This is a genomic window from Paenibacillus athensensis, assembly GCF_004514475.2.
In the GTDB taxonomy this organism is placed as follows: domain Bacteria; phylum Bacillota; class Bacilli; order Paenibacillales; family NBRC-103111; genus Paenibacillus_AL; species Paenibacillus_AL athensensis.
This window is the reverse complement of record NZ_MYFO02000015.1, coordinates 182,398-198,814: the sequence shown is the minus strand read 5'-3', so window position 1 is coordinate 198,814 and position 16,417 is coordinate 182,398. Positions and strand designations below refer to the sequence as shown.

Sequence of the window (16,417 nt, the reverse complement as noted above, 5' to 3'; positions counted from 1 at the left end):
TGCCTGTCCCAGCTGTCCACACCGATCTTCTCATCAGCCACACCCTTTCCTGTCGAAACCCATTTGCAACCTTTGTTCTCTTTATTTTACTGGCGTCGCCTGACGCAAACAAGATTTATTTATATCACGCCCATAAAATGTTTTGATTAGCGACACAAATAAAATAAAAGGTGTTAATATGAGAAAGTCAAGCGTAAATTATTGATAAAATTTAACCAAAAATCTGCCGCGATTTCCCATTTTTCGACCCCGTGCGGCAAACTGTTAGCAGCTATTGCCTGCGCCCGCAATCGGAATCGCATAAACTCGTAAAAGAAAGGATGAATCGATGATGAATTTGGTAGATACCTTGATCGATCTGAACCCGATCAAGACGGGAGGAGACTGCTTTGACGACGTCATCGTCACGGTAGACAGCAAATTTCAGCTGGGCTACAGAATGATGTACGCCGAAGCGCTGCGCTTCGCCTTCGATAACAGCAATCCCGAGCAAACGATCGGCGCACGCATGCAAACGAACTTTCTTTCGTATTTCCGGCTGCTGAAGCAGTATTCGGGATACAGCTTGTACATTCATCGCAATTTGACGATGCAGGAGGGGCTGCAAAAAATTACCGAGCAGCTCGCCAAGGGCAACCCGATCGGCCTGTTCATCGACTCGTTCTACAACCCGTGGGACATCAAGTTTCAACGCGAGCATTTCCTGCTTCACGCCATGCTGGTCGTCGGCTTCAATTCGGCCACCCATGCGCTGATTTGCGTAGACCCGTTTTTCGAGCAAAAAAACGTCGAGCTGCCGTTTGAGCTCTTCGAGCAGGGCTACCATGCCGTCATGACCATCGAGCCGGGCGAGCCGGACGTCAAAAACGCTCAAGAAGCGATGCTGGAGCTGCGCAAGCAGCTGGAGGAGGTCATCGACATTGTGCCGCAAGGCTTCACCGCCTTCCGCGACGCTTTCCCGACGATTAATTTCGCCGAAGAAATGCGCGGCTTGGCGCAATTCGGAGAAAGCCTGCTGTTTATCCGCTTTAATTCCATTGTTAACGGGCGCCGAAACTATGCCAACATGCTGGAGTATCTGGCCGTCAAATATAACCTGCCCAAGCTGAACGACTTTGCCGAGCAATTGCGTAAAATCGGCAATGAATGGAACATCGTGCGCGGCTTTATTACCAAAATGAACGTGCTGGCCCGCAACAACAACCATCACACGATGATGTCCAACCTGCAGGACAAAATCACCGCCAACATTGAAGCGGAAACTGCGCTGCTGCACAAGCTCAAAGAAGCGCTCGCCCAAGCCGAAGCGGGCAACGATATTTCCGTGGCGCTGCCTTCGGAGGAGCAAGCGGCCAATCTGACCGTCACCAGCGTCGAGCATCTGGACATCTCGCATCTATTTACGGTCCGCGGCTTTGACAATGCCGACCATACGGCTGATTTTGACACGGAGAACTACTACTACTCGCGCGAGGACCTGCCGGCCGATCATATTTTGCGCACGGAGGACATGTCCTTCTACTTGCCGGCGTTGCTGGACGAGCCGTTCGACAATCTGGTGAGCCTCGGCCAAGTCATCGAGCTGCCGGAAGGACCGTATCGCGGCTTCCTGACGCTCGGCAGCAGTGATATGGGCAGCTACTTCGACGTCATTACCGTGGAGTATACCGATGGAACCAGCGAGCAGCTCACTTACGGCTTCCCCGACTGGTGGGCGTTCATTCAGATGGGCAACGAGCGCGTCGCGCTCAAAACGGGCCTCTATCGCAGAGGCGAAGGGAAATTGAATAAAGAGGTATGCCTGTTTGCCAACAAAAGCGTATTTACACCGGGTAAAACCGCCAAACGGCTCATCCTCCCGACCATGCCGAACATCCATCTGTTCGCGCTTTCGCTCTGGAGCTAGGCCTAAACCGGACAAGCCCTGAAAAAAGACGGCGCGTTCGGAAGGGCAAACGTACAGCAGCAGTGTCATTTTCATCAGCCACCGCATATATATAATTTGTTTGAATACTCCGATTGAGGTGGTTTTGACCATGCTGACCGTTCATCCCCTTGCCGACAAAGCAACCGTCATGCACAATCTTCGCGAAATGGGATTGGACCAGATTGCCAACTGGATCCATATTCTCCCCGAGGACAAATGGGAGAGCATGTTCCTGGCCAACTGGCCGACTCTCGCCAAAAAATGCGGCGTCTCCAGTCTACATATATAGACCCGGCGGCGCCCGCCTTGCCTGCGCGAAAGGCGACGATAAAGCCCTTGTCATTGAGACAAGGGCTTTTGTCGTGTTGGCGAGGGTATCGCTCCAAGCTCATCTTTTTCCAAACTCATTATCGAGGCTGTTCGCGGGGCACATCTCCCGTTCCCTCGCCCCATACTTCCGCCAAAGCTTCACGAAACAACGCGTCCATTTGCTCATCCGCAACGCCTTCGCCACCGTCCAGCTTTGCGGCCAGCCTTCTGTACTTCTCCAGCTCATGCTCCACAAAAGCGTGAATCGGCTGCACCTTCGCTTCCACATCCAGCTCCTCCCCGGCCCGCTTGCGCGCAAGCAGCTGCTGTACAGCCGCAAATAGCTCGCTATCTGCAGACACCAGCGGGGCGAACAGCTCGTCAAAATCGATTGGAGGCATCGTGCTATAGCGTTCGATCCACCTGCAAGCCAGCAGCGGACGCAGCACGTAAAAATATTTTTTGATCCGGACCTGCTCGCCCTGCAAATAGTCGCGAAAATTGCCCTGCGCCATATGCAAGTAATGATAGAAACACGATCTCGGCGAAAAAGCTTGCGGCGCAAGCTCGCGAATCCGCTGCGCTACCGTATACCGCTCCAGATACAGCAGCGGCGATTGCAGCCACTCCAGCAGCGGCGGGTTCGACTTGCGGAACAAGGCCAGCGCCTTGCGCAAATCCCAGCCGTTGATATCCAGCATACCGCTGATCGGGCGTTCGATCACGTCGCGCTTGGCGGCAACCGATAAATACCAGCTCACCGGCCTGACGTATACAAAACGAACGTCATAATCGCTGTTCTGCGACGGAAAGCCCCAGGCCCGGCTGCCCGACTCGCAAGCGTAGACAATCCGTACGCCCTCTTCGCGTTCGATGAACGCCAATTGCTCCAGTATGGTTGCTTTACAGGGATCCATTTGAGTTCTCCTTTCTGCGGCGGGCCAAGGCCGTGATGCGGCAGCGACATAAAGGGCCATATGACGGCAGGATGCGTCCCTACGAAGAAGCAGGCGGCTTAGCGTTCCTGCGCCGAGACGGCAGCCGACGGCTGCGCTTCCTCTACATCTATGGTCGCCACCCGCTCCAGCAAGCTGTCAAAGCCTTGCGCCGCTTGCGCCATGTACGCCAGCACCGTATCGCTCCAGCCGTAAATATAAAACGTACGCCGATCCTCCTGCGGCACCAGCGCCTGCCGATACGGGGCCATGTCGACGATAAACGCCTGCACCTCGGGATTGACGCTGCTGCGGTACGCCTTCAATTCCTGATAAAAAGCGCTGCCGCTATTTTGCTGCTCGTCGGTAATCATCACGATCCGGTCCACCACCTTGCGCTCGCGTTGCAGCTTGCGCAGCGGCGCGCCGGCATCGGTGCCGCCGCCGGCGCGGATGCGCTCGGCTTGGCCGAGTATGCTCGCTTCGCGCGAGGGCCGCACGTCGGTCACCTCGGTATCGAACAGCCAAAAGATCGTATTGCCCGACGTTTGTTTATACAGCGCCAGAGCAAAAATCGAGCCGGTCTGCAAATAGCCGCCCTCCATCGAGCCGGACACGTCGAGAAAAATCGCCGTCCGGCCGCCAAGCTCCGGCAAGTTGTCGAATGTCAAATCGACGGCTTGGCGCAGCGCCTCGCGCAGCTGCGGATGCTCGATCTCGCGGTAAGCGGCGGCGAAGCGGAACGGCAGGATGCGCGCCTTGCGCAGCGCGTCGCGGTCGGTCAGCCGGGCGACGGCGTAAGCGACGTTCTCGCGCTTGTCGAAGACGCCGGCGCGGGTGAGCGCGTTCAAGTGCCGCAGCAGGGCAAAAGCCGGCATCTGGCGCAGCAGCGCCTCCCACACCGCGGGCGTCGGCTTCAGCGCGCCGGTGACGGTTTCGAAAGGGAGCTGGCCCCTTTCGATGCAGGCGAGCTGCTCGGCTTCGCCCGCAGCCCGTTTCAGGCGCTCCAGCGCCTCCACCTGCGGCAGCAAGGCGAGATTCGCCTCAAGCCCGCGCAGGTAACGGAATAGCGCCTGCTGGCGCAAATCGGCCGGCTTCGGGTGGGCTGTGGCGATCGCGTCGCCCAAGCTGTAGCCTCGGCCCCGGCCGTTGTATTTGACGGCCCAATACTCCGTGAGGCCGTTCAGAAACCGGGCGACCTGGCGTTTCACCGCCCGGCCGCCCTGCCCCCGTCCGAGTCCCTCGAGGACGGTGAGAAAATCGGCCAGGTCGGGCGGAATCAGCACGACCTGGTCAAAAATCCGCGCGAACAGGTCCGGCCTATGCGCGGACAGCACCGCCAGCCCGTAGATCGGCTGCAGGCGCATAAAGCCTTCGCGGCGCGCGAACACGATCGCCTGCGCCATCCATTGCGGATTGCGCAGCGCCATATCCGCGTGCAGCTCGGCCGCCTCGGCCAGCAGCTGCTGCCGATCGGCGTAAAATGTGCTGCCGAGCGAGTTGGTCAGCAGCATCTGTATGTATTGTTCCTCCGCGGAGCGTTCGAAGGCGGGAAAGCCTTCGCGATTACGCACGGCGTTTTTGAGATTAGCAAACAATTTTCTGGCAAAGCTCATGGCTGGAGTCCACTCCTTTTTCTCTCTCTTGCTATCTGGTCTTCGTACTCCGGATTTCTTACGTTTGAAGCGCCCCGTTGGTCTCGCTGTCTCCTGATTGGACGCAGCAAACCGTCATCCGGCTCAATCCGGCTGCTTGCCGCATGTTGCGGCGTGAAGCCGCCCGCCAAGCGGTTCACCGGCGAAGAAAGGTAGCGGAAGGGACGTTGCAGGAGTCGAACCTGCCCTAAAGCCCATTGGTGGTCTGCGGGTAGAAGAACCCCTCCGCAGCGCCTCGCCGGCGCAAATGTGCAAACGGCGATCCGACGAAGAAAAGGGGGAACAGGCTGGTCCGCGCACCGTCCGGAGCGCAGCAACGATTACCATTCGAAGTAGCCCATTCCCGCGCCTCGCGCGGTTCTCCTTCCCTGCCAAGGCAGCGGAAGGTTGCTTGCAAGGGTTATTGTCGCCGATTTGCCGGCCCGCGAACATGGCAAAAGTATTACAATCCGCTGGAAAATGCGGAAAAGTCGCCCTTTTCCAGCCGCTGCACGCCCTGCTACAATAGAAGAACGACGGCGGCAAGCCGCAAGGAACGGAGGATACGAGTGGCAAAGGAGAGCTTTGACAAGGAAATTCAATTTTTGCGCATGCTGGCATTGACGAGCGGGGCGTACAACCGGCAGCAGTTTGCCGAGCGCCTTGGCATTTCCGTACATACGTTTGACAAAACGATCCGCAAGCTCAAGGACATCGTCGGCACGGTGACCAACCAGCTGCCGCAGGAGATGGGCCGGCAGTTTGCCGAAACGCTGCGGTTCAGCTATTACGAGTCGGCGGACCCGCTGCTGCTGTTTCTGTATCGGGCCAAATCGCTCAAGGAATCGGAGAGCATGCGGCTGTCGCTGGTGCTAACCGCGCTGCAGGAGCGCCCGCTGACGGCGATGGAGCTGCTGGACCGTCTTTGCGCGGCCATGCCGGCAGAGCTGGCGCTGCCGGACGAAAAGACGCTGCGCGCCGATCTGAAGTATATGGGCGATGTCGGCGTCATCCGCAAGGAGCCGGGCGGCCGACCTTACCGCTATCGGCTGCATAACGACTGGATCGAAGGGCTGTCGGCCGAGGAGCTGACCGATTTGTATGATTTTGTCGATATTATGGCCAATACGCAGGTGCCGTCGGTGCAGGGCTATCTGCTGCGGGACAGTCTCAAGCGCGCGCTGAAGCAGCGGGGCGCCGAGGACGCAACGGCGGAGCCTTTTTTATATAAATATCACTATTATTCGCGAATTTTGGACGAGGCTCATCTGTACACGCTGCTGGCGGCGATTCGGGCGCGCCGGAAGGTGCGGTTCGTCTACTTCTCCCCCAAGCAGGGGGCCAGCTACGCGTCGCGCAATACGAATCCGCTGTTCGAGCGGGATGCGGCCGGCAAGCCGGAAAAGGTGCTGCCCTTGCAGGTCGTCTATGACCATCAGTACGGGCGCTGGTATTTGCTCGCCTACAACGGCCGCCGGGGCATCGGCAAATACCGGATGGAAGGGCTGACGCAAATTGAGCAAAGCGAGCCGGTGACGGAGGCGCTGTTTGCGGAAAAGATGGCGCTGCTGGAGTCCGATACGCGCTACAGCTGGCTGATCGATACCGGCCGGACGGTGACGGTGCGGGCGCGGTTTTTCAATCCGCCGCATCAGGCGAATTTTGTGCGCGAGCGCGTGCTGCAGCAAGGCCAGTGGGGCCGGATCGTCGAGGAGGAGCGGCAATCGTTCATTTACGAGATTACGGTTAACGGGCAGCTGGAAATCAAGCCGTGGCTGCGCAGCTTCGGGTCGAGCTGCGAGGTGCTGGAGCCGGCGTCGCTGCGGCGGGAGCTGATGGAGGAATGGAAGGAGCTGCAAGCGTATTATGAATCCGTTCGAGAAAATTTTTAATTATCAGGTCATCTCGCGGCTGGATGAAACGGGCAGCTTCGCCGTCACGTCGCATGAGCGGGTGTGGCTGAAAACGATGCTGGCGCACCCGGCCGCCGTCGACGCGTTCGATGCCGCTACGCTGGAGCGGCTGCGCGGGCTGCTGGCGGAGGAGGCGACGCTCGATTTCGCGGGCTTGCTGCGCGAAAAAGCCGGCAGCGCCGTGCGCCATGTCTACCACCCGCTGCTGCGCCGGCTGCGGCGCTGTATCGCCCGGCGTCAGGGGCTCGTGTTGACCTACCGGATCAAGGACGGTCAACAACGCGCGGAGCAGCCGGGCTACCCCTACAAGCTTGAATATTCGATGGTCAAGCGAGAATGGTATGTGCTCTGGTATCATACGTCCAAACGCAGATTGATGACGACCCGGCTCCAGAGCATCGAGGCTGTCGCGGACCTGCCATTGTCCGCAGAGGAAGCCGAGCGCCACGCCGCCGTGGTGGCGCGCAAGCTGGACGGCGGCCGGACGACGGCCGTCGTGGAGCTGGTCCGCGACTATAACCGGGAGCTGTCGCGGATTTTGTACGCCTTCTCGTGCTTCGAGAAGGCGGTGGATTATGACGATAGCGAGGACCGCTATCGGATCACGTTAACCTTCGCGGCGAGCGAAGGGGAGTATTTGCTCTCGAAGCTGCGCTTCCTCGGCAAACGCGTGCGCCTGGTCGGCAACGCCGAGCTGCAGCGCCGCATGCTGGAGTCGGCGACGCTGGCGCTGGCCCGCTACAGCGGAGCCGACTCCAGCGACGGCAGCGACGGCAGCGACAGCAGCGACAGTAGCGACAGCAGCGCAACGGCAGGCTCCTAGCAGGCTCTGGGGCGTCCGGTGTTACCACGAGCTCATGGGCAGGCGCATACGCGAACGGCCTAGCGGCTGATGGATCGCCCGAACCTGTACCAATAACAAACAAGCCCCCGTTCAGACACACGCTCTGAATGGGGGCTTGCTTAAATCTGTTACATGCAATTGCTGCCTTGCAACCTGCGCTAACGGTCTGCGCTGCGCTACTCCTGACCGCCCGACAGCAGCGCTTCTTCCAGCGCCTTCTGCATGGCTTTGCGCTGCTCCGGCGTCAACTGCCGCAGCGTATCTTCAAGCTGGCTCTCGACTTGACCCGAGTCCATGTCGCCAAGACCGGAATCCATACCGTCCAGACTGTAATCATCCAGGCTGTAGTCCTCGTCCATACCGTAATCATCGGCGTGGCCCATAGCCGGCGTGTCAGCTTCCGGCGCCGACTTCAAGCCCAGATCCTGCAGCAGTTGGCTGTGGTCCATCATAAACTTGTAAACGCCCATTGAAGCGCTCATCGCCAGCTGGTTGTTTTGCTCCTGCGACATCGTCGCCAGATTGATCGCGTTGCTGTCGCTCAGCGTCGGCAGTTGGATGGCAGTCGCCGACTCTTGCTTGAAGCGGAGCTTAAAGCCCACATCCTTCAGCTCGGTATCCTCTTTGGCCGACTTGGCCGAGAGCAATACGCTGATCAGCGTATCCTGAAGCGTGTCGCTTTTCGTCGTTTCCGTCGTGACGGTGCTGTCAAGCGTTACGGCTTCATCGCCGGTGCTGTTGAGCTTGAATTTGTAAACGCCGCTGTCTTTGGCCTCGCTTGTTTTTGTATCATAATCCAGGCTGAACGAGCCTTCCTCCGCTTTGCTGCCCGGCGCGTCTTTAAAGCTAAAGGATGCCGTACCTTTGTGGCCGGAATTGCCTGTCGTGCGCACATCGACCAATTTGAACTGCACCGTGCCTTCTTCCTTATCGTTCGTAGTAAACACGAACAAGGTGCCCGGCTGCTTGTCCTTATCGCTCCAGGAGGCTGTCTTGATCGTCAACTCCTGCTGCTCTTCCCCGGTCATTTTCCATTCCCGCGCCAAAATCTCATGCTTGCGGTTGATATAAATCGTCATCGTGCCGCCGGCTTTAAGCGGGCTGTCGGCCAGCTCTTTTTTGGCGTCGGCCAGTTTGCTTTTCCAAGCTTCGGCGAATTGGGCCTTGCTCATTTCATCGATCGGATAGCCGCTGTCGTTCAGCAGCGTGACCAGCTTGCTCACGCGGGCATAGACGAGGTCCTGCAGGCTTTGGTCGGCTGCAAGCTTATCGATCAGCGCCGCATCGAGCTTGTTCAGCTCTTCGGCCGTAAACGTAACCGTTACAGCCCGTCCCGACACGGAAATATCGCCTTCCTGCATGACGCCTTCCTTCACGCTGACCTGCTCGTCGCGAATGCTTTCGGCATACAAACGCGCGTAAGGCTCCAACGCCGTATGCAGCTCCTCCTGACTGATCGATACCGCATTCAGCACATCCTGATACGTCAACAGCTTCTTGGGAACGCGGTCGGAATGCAGCAGCTTCTTCAGCTCCTCCGAATTGTTCACGTCCATGTACATATATTTGTCCGACACAAGCGGCACGCGGACAATTGCTTTGTCTTTATCGAGTCCAGCTTCGATTTCAATCGGCGCTTCGCCGCCGAGATTCAGGTTCAGCTTGCCGTACTGCTGCTTGGCCGAGCTATCGCTTTGCCAATCGAGCGAAAGCTTGCTTTTTTGCAAAATATCAAGGATTTGCTTGACCTTGCTTGTATTGCCGCTATCCGCGGAAAGTCCCATCGTAAAATCGGACAGCTCCGCCGTCGTATGCACGGGGCGGTTCAGCCACGGGTCCAGCTCTTTTTTGTACGTTTGGACGCCGGACTGCAACGACGCCTCCGTATCCTTCAAATTGTGCAGCTCCGATTGCAGATAGATCAGCTTGGAGCTTTTGAATACGTCAAACTGCGCATAAGCGACCAAGCCGCCGCCCAAAACGACGACCAGCAAACCGACGATGCCGGCGATCAGCCCGATCAGCTTGCCACGCGAGCGCTGCGGGGCTCCCCCAAAATCCTGTTCATTCATTGCCATGCCTGTTCCCCCATTTTGTAAAAATTCGACATAAAACTCACTTTACCACGGAATTTGTAGATTGTATACTACATATTATGGCGCTAGTTCGTCTGTCGGGGGACGCTACCAAGCTGACCGCAAAGCCGGGATATAAAAAAACCCGTGCGAAGCAACCTCCTTCGCCGGGCGTCCATGCTGATATGATTAGCCGTTCAAACGCTTGTGATTATGATGCGCCAGCGTCAACAGCGCAACGTAAAGCGGCTGCAAATTGAATTTTTTCCCGAATTCAAACTTATACGACGACACCTGCACGTTATTCGACTTATAATAAGGCGACGTAATATAGTGGATCGTCAGCTCGCTGTCGTCAAAGCCGGTGCCGGCCGTCTCCATCGTTACTTCATAAATGGAATCGAGCGAAATCGACGCAACGCGCGTTTTTTTGCCGGTGACTCCCTGATGATCGATGAAAATCAACCGCTCGTCCGTTATCATAAACGAATCGCGAACGAGCTTGAAGCCGGTCCGGACCTGCTCGTCGGGCATCAGATACATCCCGTATTGCTGCATCAGCTCCTGCGGCGACACCTCGGAATAGTTGCCCAATAAACCGCCAAATAAATTGGCCATTTGTTCACACCCCTTAACCTGATTGATGGACCTTGTGATTCGGTCATGCCCATTGTATTCGCTTCCGGTACCGGATATCCTTTCCCGCAGCTTGCAAACAGCGTTTTTTTTGAAATTTGCCTGTTTTTGTAAAAACATTTTTCGCTAAAAACTCACATATGTATGTTATAATAAGGATACTCCACTAAGACTTAGTACCTATTGTTCAGGTAGCGAGCAGTGAGAAGCAGTCGAAATAACATGACAGGAGAACGCCTATGACTCAACGTTTGAAAATTATGGTTTGTGACGATTCTGCGCTTGTCCGCAAGAAGCTGAAAACCGTTTTGGAAGAACAAGGGTACACCGATGTACGCGAAGCCGAAAATGGGGAAATCGCCGTTGAAGCCGTCAAAGCCGATCCCCCGCATGTTATATTCATGGACATCGTCATGCCTGTAAAGACGGGCATCGAAGCCTTGAAGGACATCCGCGCGATCGCGCCAGACACCAAAGTAATTATGGCTTCCTCCGTAGGCACTCAGTCCAACCTGCTCGAAGCGATCAAGCTCGGCGCTTTTGATTTCGTACAAAAGCCGTTTGCTGCCGAAGAAATCGTGCGCGTGCTGGCCAAAGTCACGAAAGAGGGGGGCCACGCCTGATGTTTACTCAATATTTCGGACATTTTCTGCTGAACCGCGGCATTGTTTCCGCTCATCAGCTGCAAAGCGCGATGGACCAGCTGCAATCTACGCACGTCAAGCTCGGTATTCTGTCTGTCAACGCCGGCTACATGACGGCCGAGCAGGCACTTGAAGTGCATCAGGCGCAGGCGCGCGTCGACAAACGCTTCGGCGAAATTGCGCTTGAGCTCGGTTACTTGAACGAAGATCAACTGAACAACCTGCTGTCGGCGCAAAAAGAAAGCCACCTGCTGCTCGGACAAGCCTTGATCGATCAAGAGGCGCTGACGCTTGGCTCGTTTACGGCCGCGTTAAACGAATACAAGCAGGAGCACTATTTGTCCGACGAGCAGTTTGAAGCGATCAAAAACGGCGACATCGACGTTCTGCTCGCGACTATGCTCAAATTTGAAGATATTCCAAATATTGATTTGCATCGCCATTACATATCGCTGCTTGCGAAAAATCTGATTCGTTTTATTGATCCGAACATTTATTTTGAAGTCAATGCCATTCCGCGCGACTATCAATGCGAGTGGCTCGTGTCGCAGCAGATGACCGGTGAAGTGCCGCTGGCCTCCGGGTTTTCGCTGGGTGAGATGGCCTTCCTGCAAATTGCTTCGGCTTACGCCGAAGAGCAACTGACCGAGCTGGACGCCATCGCGCGCGATGCAGTCGGCGAGTTCCTCAACCTGCACAACGGCTTGTTCCTGGTCAACATGTCCGGACAAGGACTGGAGCTGGAGCTGCAGCCGCAGGTCATTGAAGAGCAGGTGCCGCTGCCCCCGACGGTCGGCTCATATTTGCTGACAGTGTACCTGTCCGGCAGCTCGTTTGACCTGATTTTGTCGGAAATCACTGAATAGTTCGTTAAAGAAAAAGACGACCGCGCCTTGATTCAGGCTGTGATCGTCTTTTTTTATTAACACTTTGTGTTTATATACTAGACACAACTCCTGAATTCAGCAACAAATATCCCCGCTCGTTTCGGCAAATTCCCGCCCAGTCCAATACAGCACAAACCACAAATCCCGGTCCAAATGCGGATTGCCCCACTTGTACACCGTGTACTTGATGAGCAATGTACCCCTCAACCGATTCTAATGAAAGCTTCGGGGTTCCCAACTTGCCGCTACGCGCATTTCCTTTGACAGCTTTACCACCACTTTTGATCAGCAGTTCCACTACCGCCGTAAACACATCCCACGTTAATTGATGGGCAACTGGTATTTTATCTGAATTCAATCCTTTTCCATCGGTTGAATAACAGATCGTGCATCGATCTCCACGCAAGAGCCGAATCTCTGTCTTGCCGCCGCACTCATTCAGCTTAGTTTTAATATGTTGTACAGCAACGGAATCTTCCGCCGAAACAGTAGAAAATGATAAGTATGCTCCAGAAGACGAACTCCTTCGAAGGATATCTTTATCGTCAAGACCCAGCTTTTCTATAATAGCCCGATGTCTCTCATATAAAATATGCTTGGCTATATTCGTTTCATCATGGATGGTTTGAAAATTCCCATTCCACTTTAAAAAAAGCTCGATAAATTCAAATTCAGCTTTATTCAACTGATCGAATCCGTTATTACGAGGTTCACGAATGGATGCTTGATTTTCCATAATGCGCCCCTTACCCCAAATGATTTGATTAAATTACCAGCCCAGCTCCTGTGAACGAATCTCCGTCGCCCACAGCTCCTGCAGCTCCCGCACGTGCTCTGCCGGCATCGCCGCTGCGCTCGCCGCCACGTTCTCATGCAGCTGCTCGCGGGTGCGCATCCCGGGAATGACCGTTGTCACTTCGGGATAAGCGAGAATGAAACGCAGCGCAGCCGTGCTCATAGCCACGTCCTCATCGGCGATGTAGCGGATCCGGTCAACCAGCCGCGCCCTTGCGGCTATGGTCTCCGGCGACCAGCGTTTGCGCACGCCTGCAAACGCGCTGTCCGCGCCGTATTTGCCCGACAGCCAGCCGGAATCGAGCGGCACCTTGATAATCAAGGCTATGCCCCGCTCCTGCGCTTGCCGGAACGCTTCAGCCGTCTCCTGATAAAAAATATTGAACATGACCTCCATGACACCGATGTTGGTCTTCGTGATCAGCTCCAGCATCTCGCGGCTGGAATCGACGGAAGCGCCGTATGCGAGCAGCTTGCCTTCCCGCTTTAAATCCTCCAGCACCTCGTAATGACCATACGTGCCATCCAAATATTCAAACGGCGGATTGTGGATCAGCAGAGAATCCACGTAATCGGTGCCCAGCCGCTTCAGGCTGCCCTCGACGTATTCGCGAATCCGCCCTGGGGAGAAATCCGTGACGGCATCCGCGCCGTGACCAAATTTCGTATTGATCACCGCTTCGTTGCGCCGTCCGGCCAGCGCTTTGCCCAGCAGCTCCTCGCTTCGGCCAAAGCCGTAATAAGGAGCGGTGTCAAAGAAATTGACGCCTAGCTCCAGCGCTTCCTGCACGAGCGTTATCGCCGCATCGTCCTCCATATCGGCCCAATCGTGGTCGTTGCCCAGCTGCCAGGCGCCGAAACCGATTTCAGACACTGCCTTGCCGGTTTGTCCATAGGTACGGTAGTTCATCCCTCATGCCATCTCCTCTTGCCCTTTTTTTCTAAATTATACCATAAAATGTTGGATTCGCCTATTTTATTTCTTCCTCATCGGTTGCATCAATCGGTTTCGATGCTGAACACCACGTAACGGTTCAAACCTTTCTCGTCCCGCTCTTCACGTTCAATAATCCGAAATTCACTGCTGTCCGGCTCCTGAATGACAAAGTAGGATTTGTTATTTTCACGAAAAAGCTTTTTGGCCATGTCGATTGCATATTGCTTGGTCATCGCAAGTTCCTCCCCAGAAATGAAACAGATCTTGATAAGTAAAATAATACCATAAATTCGCCCGCCTCGCCGCAACGCGCAAAAAAGCAGACCCCTTCAGGCGTGGTCTGCTGACGCTGTTGACTTCTGGTGTAGGTTCATTATTCGACGTTCTTGGCTGCAAGCAGCTTCTCAATGACGGAGGCTACGGCTTCAGTCTGAATTGGCTTGCTGATGTATTCATCCATCCCCTGCGTCAAATAACGCTGGCGGTCGCCTTTGAGCGCGTGAGCCGTCACCGCGACGATGAACGGCGCTTCCGCGCGCGGCAGCTTCTCGCGAATCAGTCGCGTTGCTTGCAGCCCATCGAGAACCGGCATCTGGATATCCATAAATACCAGATCGTAAGGATGACGCTCCAGCGCGCGCACCGCCTCCAGCCCGTTCGGCACAATGGTCGTGCTACAGCCCAGCTTCTCAATCGTCCGCTTCAGGACGAATTGATTGACCTCATTGTCTTCGGCAATCAGAATCTTGAGCTTTTTCTCCAAGGCTTCGACAGCTTGCGGCGTTTCTTCCAGCTGTTCGACGGTCTGCTCGTGGATCGGAAAGCGCGCGTTAAAAGCAAAAATCGACCCGGTCGGATCGGCACACGGCTCATACCAGATATCGCCGCCCATCAAATGCACCAGCTTTCGGCAAATCGCCAGTCCGAGCCCCGTCCCTTCTGTCTTGCGGGTAATGAAGTTATCGACTTGGTAAAACGGCTCGAACAGCTGTCCGACCTTCTCCGGCGGGACGCCGACGCCCGTGTCGCGCACGGTAAACTTCAGATTGACTTCGCCCTTCAGTTGTCCGCCGAATTGCACGGAAACCGCAATCGCGCCGCTTGGTGTAAACTTGATCGCATTGCTGAGCAGATTCAGCATCACCTGACCGAGCTTGGTCGAGTCGCCGCGCACGATGGGCGGGACTCTCGCGTCGATTGACGTGGTGATTTCGAGATTTTTTTCCAGCGCTTTCGGAAAAATGAGATTGAGCGTTTCCGACAGCATATCCCTTACGCTGAACGGCTCCTCCAACAGCTCGGCTTTGCCCGACTCGATTTTGGAAAAATCCAGAATATCGTTTATGATTTTAATCAGCGTATTGCCGCTTTTTTGAATAATTTGTACGTATTCCAGTTGCTCGGCGTCCAGCTCGGTGCTCAGCAGCAAATCGGCCATGCCAATCACGCCGTTCATGGGCGTGCGGATTTCGTGGCTCATCATGGCGAGAAAATCGCTTTTGGCCCGATTGGTCCGCTCTGCGGCTTCTTTTTCGATGATCAGCTGCTTTTGCTCCCGGATGTCCTTGGCGATCAAATAGAAGCCTACGGTCATGCCGTGAATAATGATAGGAGCCAGCGTTGACAGCACTTCAACCTCCCGCCCGTCCTTGGCGCGAATCGCCGTGATTTCCTTCTCCATGACGCTGTAATCCGCTTCGGCAAAATCCATCTGCCCGCTCCAGCGGTCGCCGATCAGCGCCGATATTTCCTGACCGATCAGATCGCTGATGGCCCAGCCGGACAGCTCCTCCAGCATCCGGTTGCCGTTGATGATGCGGCCGTCGAGCCCGAACGAGAGAATCGCGTCGTGATTGTATTTTTTTAAAGACGTATAACGTTCGATGCTCTCTTGCAGCTTTTGCTCCGCCGCCTTGCTGGCGGTAATGTCGATCAACTGCATGATCACATACAGCGGATCGTCCGTCGCTTCGCGGAGTACCAGCGAAATATGCAGCGAGATCCAGAGCATGCCGCCGTTGCGGTCATACATTTGCCGCTCCATTTCAATCGCGGCTCCCGGCTCCGCCGTCAACAGATGGTTGAAATCCAGCGTATCATCGCCGTCCGATTTCAGCACCTCGGCCACGGGAAGCGTCATCCACTCCGTCTGCGAATAACCGAAAATTCGGCACATCGCCGGGTTCACGCACACCCACTCGCCCTCCAGCGAAAGCAGCGCAATGCCAATCGGGGTATTATTATAAAGATGCTTGAATAAAGCCTGTTGGTCGCTAATCGTGATATGCTGCACACCGGGCGCCCCTTTCTGCCAATTGCTATTGTTATTATAGGTGAAATGGAAGCCTGTTGAATAGACAGGGGAAGCGTTCCAGGCCACGAAAAGGTAATTACGTTTATGAAATACCCGGAATTGACGCAGTTGAAACGATCTGGAAAAATAAGGATAAGGGGTAGTTTATGCATACCAATAGAAGAATGGTCTGCTTTATTGTGATATTTTTGATCCTTATCGTCAATCTACTCGGCATATTCCGATGGCACACGCTTTCAACCGAAGTCGATTTTAAATATAAAAAGGATCGTTGGCTCCAGCAAATCTGGGCCGAATTTTATCCGCCAAATGCAAGCGGAATGGCTATGGAAATTCCGCTCATCTATCGGGATGGCTTTTCGGGGACGAATGAGGTTCAGCCCTATCTGGAAACTCATGCGCTGTCAGGCGAGCTGGTGAACAAGTGGATGTTACGAACAAGAATGACGGATTTATATGTAGGGGTCAATGTCGTTTTGGTGCTTTCGCTGATCGCGACTTTCTTCTTACATATCAGGACAAAAAAATTCTCCAAGCCTCATAATAAAAGCTTAGAGAATCGTTAAT

Annotated in this window: 15 protein-coding genes; 7 read left to right on the top strand and 8 right to left on the bottom strand. The window is 55.1% G+C overall.

Annotated elements, in window-relative coordinates:
• Positions 1-328: 328 nt before the first annotated feature.
• Both B5M42_RS21810 and B5M42_RS21805 read left to right on the top strand, forming a co-directional pair.
• Positions 329-1,906, top strand: coding sequence for a BtrH N-terminal domain-containing protein (locus tag B5M42_RS21810; RefSeq protein ID WP_134755016.1), 1,578 nt, complete (start codon positions 329-331; stop codon positions 1,904-1,906).
• Positions 1,907-2,036: 130 nt separating this feature from the next.
• Positions 2,037-2,216 (top strand): hypothetical protein, encoded by a 180-nt coding sequence (locus B5M42_RS21805; protein ID WP_134755014.1) that lies wholly within the window; start codon positions 2,037-2,039, stop codon positions 2,214-2,216.
• 118 nt (positions 2,217-2,334) lie between these two features.
• On the opposite strand, the gene B5M42_RS21800 is transcribed toward B5M42_RS21805, so the two are convergent.
• Together B5M42_RS21800 and B5M42_RS21795 are read right to left on the bottom strand one after the other, a co-directional pair.
• On the bottom strand, positions 2,335-3,153 hold the full coding sequence (locus B5M42_RS21800) for a nucleotidyltransferase domain-containing protein (RefSeq protein ID WP_134755012.1): 819 nt from the start codon (positions 3,151-3,153) through the stop codon (positions 2,335-2,337).
• 98 nt (positions 3,154-3,251) lie between these two features.
• On the bottom strand, positions 3,252-4,787 hold the full coding sequence (locus tag B5M42_RS21795; protein WP_134755010.1) for a TROVE domain-containing protein: 1,536 nt from the start codon (positions 4,785-4,787) through the stop codon (positions 3,252-3,254).
• 587 nt (positions 4,788-5,374) lie between these two features.
• On the opposite strand from B5M42_RS21795, the gene B5M42_RS21790 reads away from it, so the two are divergent.
• Together B5M42_RS21790 and B5M42_RS21785 are read left to right on the top strand one after the other, a co-directional pair.
• Positions 5,375-6,697: a helix-turn-helix transcriptional regulator gene (locus tag B5M42_RS21790; protein ID WP_134755008.1), complete on the top strand. Its 1,323-nt coding sequence runs from the start codon at positions 5,375-5,377 to the stop codon at positions 6,695-6,697.
• Positions 6,672-7,541 (top strand): WYL domain-containing protein, encoded by an 870-nt coding sequence (locus B5M42_RS21785; RefSeq protein ID WP_134755006.1) that lies wholly within the window; start codon positions 6,672-6,674, stop codon positions 7,539-7,541. Before B5M42_RS21790 ends, B5M42_RS21785 begins: the two co-directional genes overlap by 26 nt.
• Positions 7,542-7,738: 197 nt before the next feature.
• Here the strand turns inward: B5M42_RS21785 and B5M42_RS21780 are convergent, their stop codons facing one another.
• The gene (locus B5M42_RS21780; RefSeq protein WP_134755004.1) at positions 7,739-9,640 is read right to left on the bottom strand and encodes a DUF6583 family protein; all 1,902 of its coding nucleotides are present in this window, start codon (positions 9,638-9,640) and stop codon (positions 7,739-7,741) included.
• Between the two features lie 186 nt (positions 9,641-9,826).
• Positions 9,827-10,255, bottom strand: coding sequence for a PH domain-containing protein (locus B5M42_RS21775; protein WP_134755002.1), 429 nt, complete (start codon positions 10,253-10,255; stop codon positions 9,827-9,829).
• Between the two features lie 257 nt (positions 10,256-10,512).
• Here B5M42_RS21775 and B5M42_RS21770 point away from each other — a divergent pair, with 257 nt between their 5' ends.
• Both B5M42_RS21770 and B5M42_RS21765 read left to right on the top strand, forming a co-directional pair.
• Complete coding sequence (locus B5M42_RS21770; protein WP_134755000.1) at positions 10,513-10,896, top strand: response regulator; 384 nt, start codon at positions 10,513-10,515, stop codon at positions 10,894-10,896.
• A complete protein-coding gene (locus tag B5M42_RS21765; protein WP_134754998.1) occupies positions 10,896-11,783 on the top strand; it encodes a hypothetical protein in 888 nt (295 codons plus the stop codon). Before B5M42_RS21770 ends, B5M42_RS21765 begins: the two co-directional genes overlap by 1 nt.
• A gap of 70 nt (positions 11,784-11,853) precedes the next feature.
• Here the strand turns inward: B5M42_RS21765 and B5M42_RS21760 are convergent, their stop codons facing one another.
• From B5M42_RS21760 to B5M42_RS21745, 4 genes are all read right to left on the bottom strand, one after another.
• The gene (locus tag B5M42_RS21760; protein WP_134754996.1) at positions 11,854-12,540 is read right to left on the bottom strand and encodes a hypothetical protein; all 687 of its coding nucleotides are present in this window, start codon (positions 12,538-12,540) and stop codon (positions 11,854-11,856) included.
• Positions 12,541-12,573: 33 nt separating this feature from the next.
• Positions 12,574-13,509, bottom strand: a complete 936-nt coding sequence (locus tag B5M42_RS21755; RefSeq protein ID WP_134754994.1) for an aldo/keto reductase — start codon at positions 13,507-13,509, stop codon at positions 12,574-12,576.
• Positions 13,510-13,598: 89 nt separating this feature from the next.
• A complete protein-coding gene (locus B5M42_RS21750) occupies positions 13,599-13,769 on the bottom strand; it encodes a hypothetical protein (protein ID WP_167690105.1) in 171 nt (56 codons plus the stop codon).
• A 140-nt stretch (positions 13,770-13,909) separates the two neighbouring features.
• Positions 13,910-15,829 carry a PAS domain S-box protein gene (locus B5M42_RS21745; RefSeq protein WP_230633125.1) on the bottom strand — a complete coding sequence of 640 codons (1,920 nt, stop codon included), beginning with the start codon at positions 15,827-15,829 and terminating at the stop codon, positions 13,910-13,912.
• Between the two features lie 167 nt (positions 15,830-15,996).
• On the opposite strand from B5M42_RS21745, the gene B5M42_RS21740 reads away from it, so the two are divergent.
• Positions 15,997-16,416: a hypothetical protein gene (locus B5M42_RS21740; protein WP_134754992.1), complete on the top strand. Its 420-nt coding sequence runs from the start codon at positions 15,997-15,999 to the stop codon at positions 16,414-16,416.
• Position 16,417: the final 1 nt, after the last annotated feature.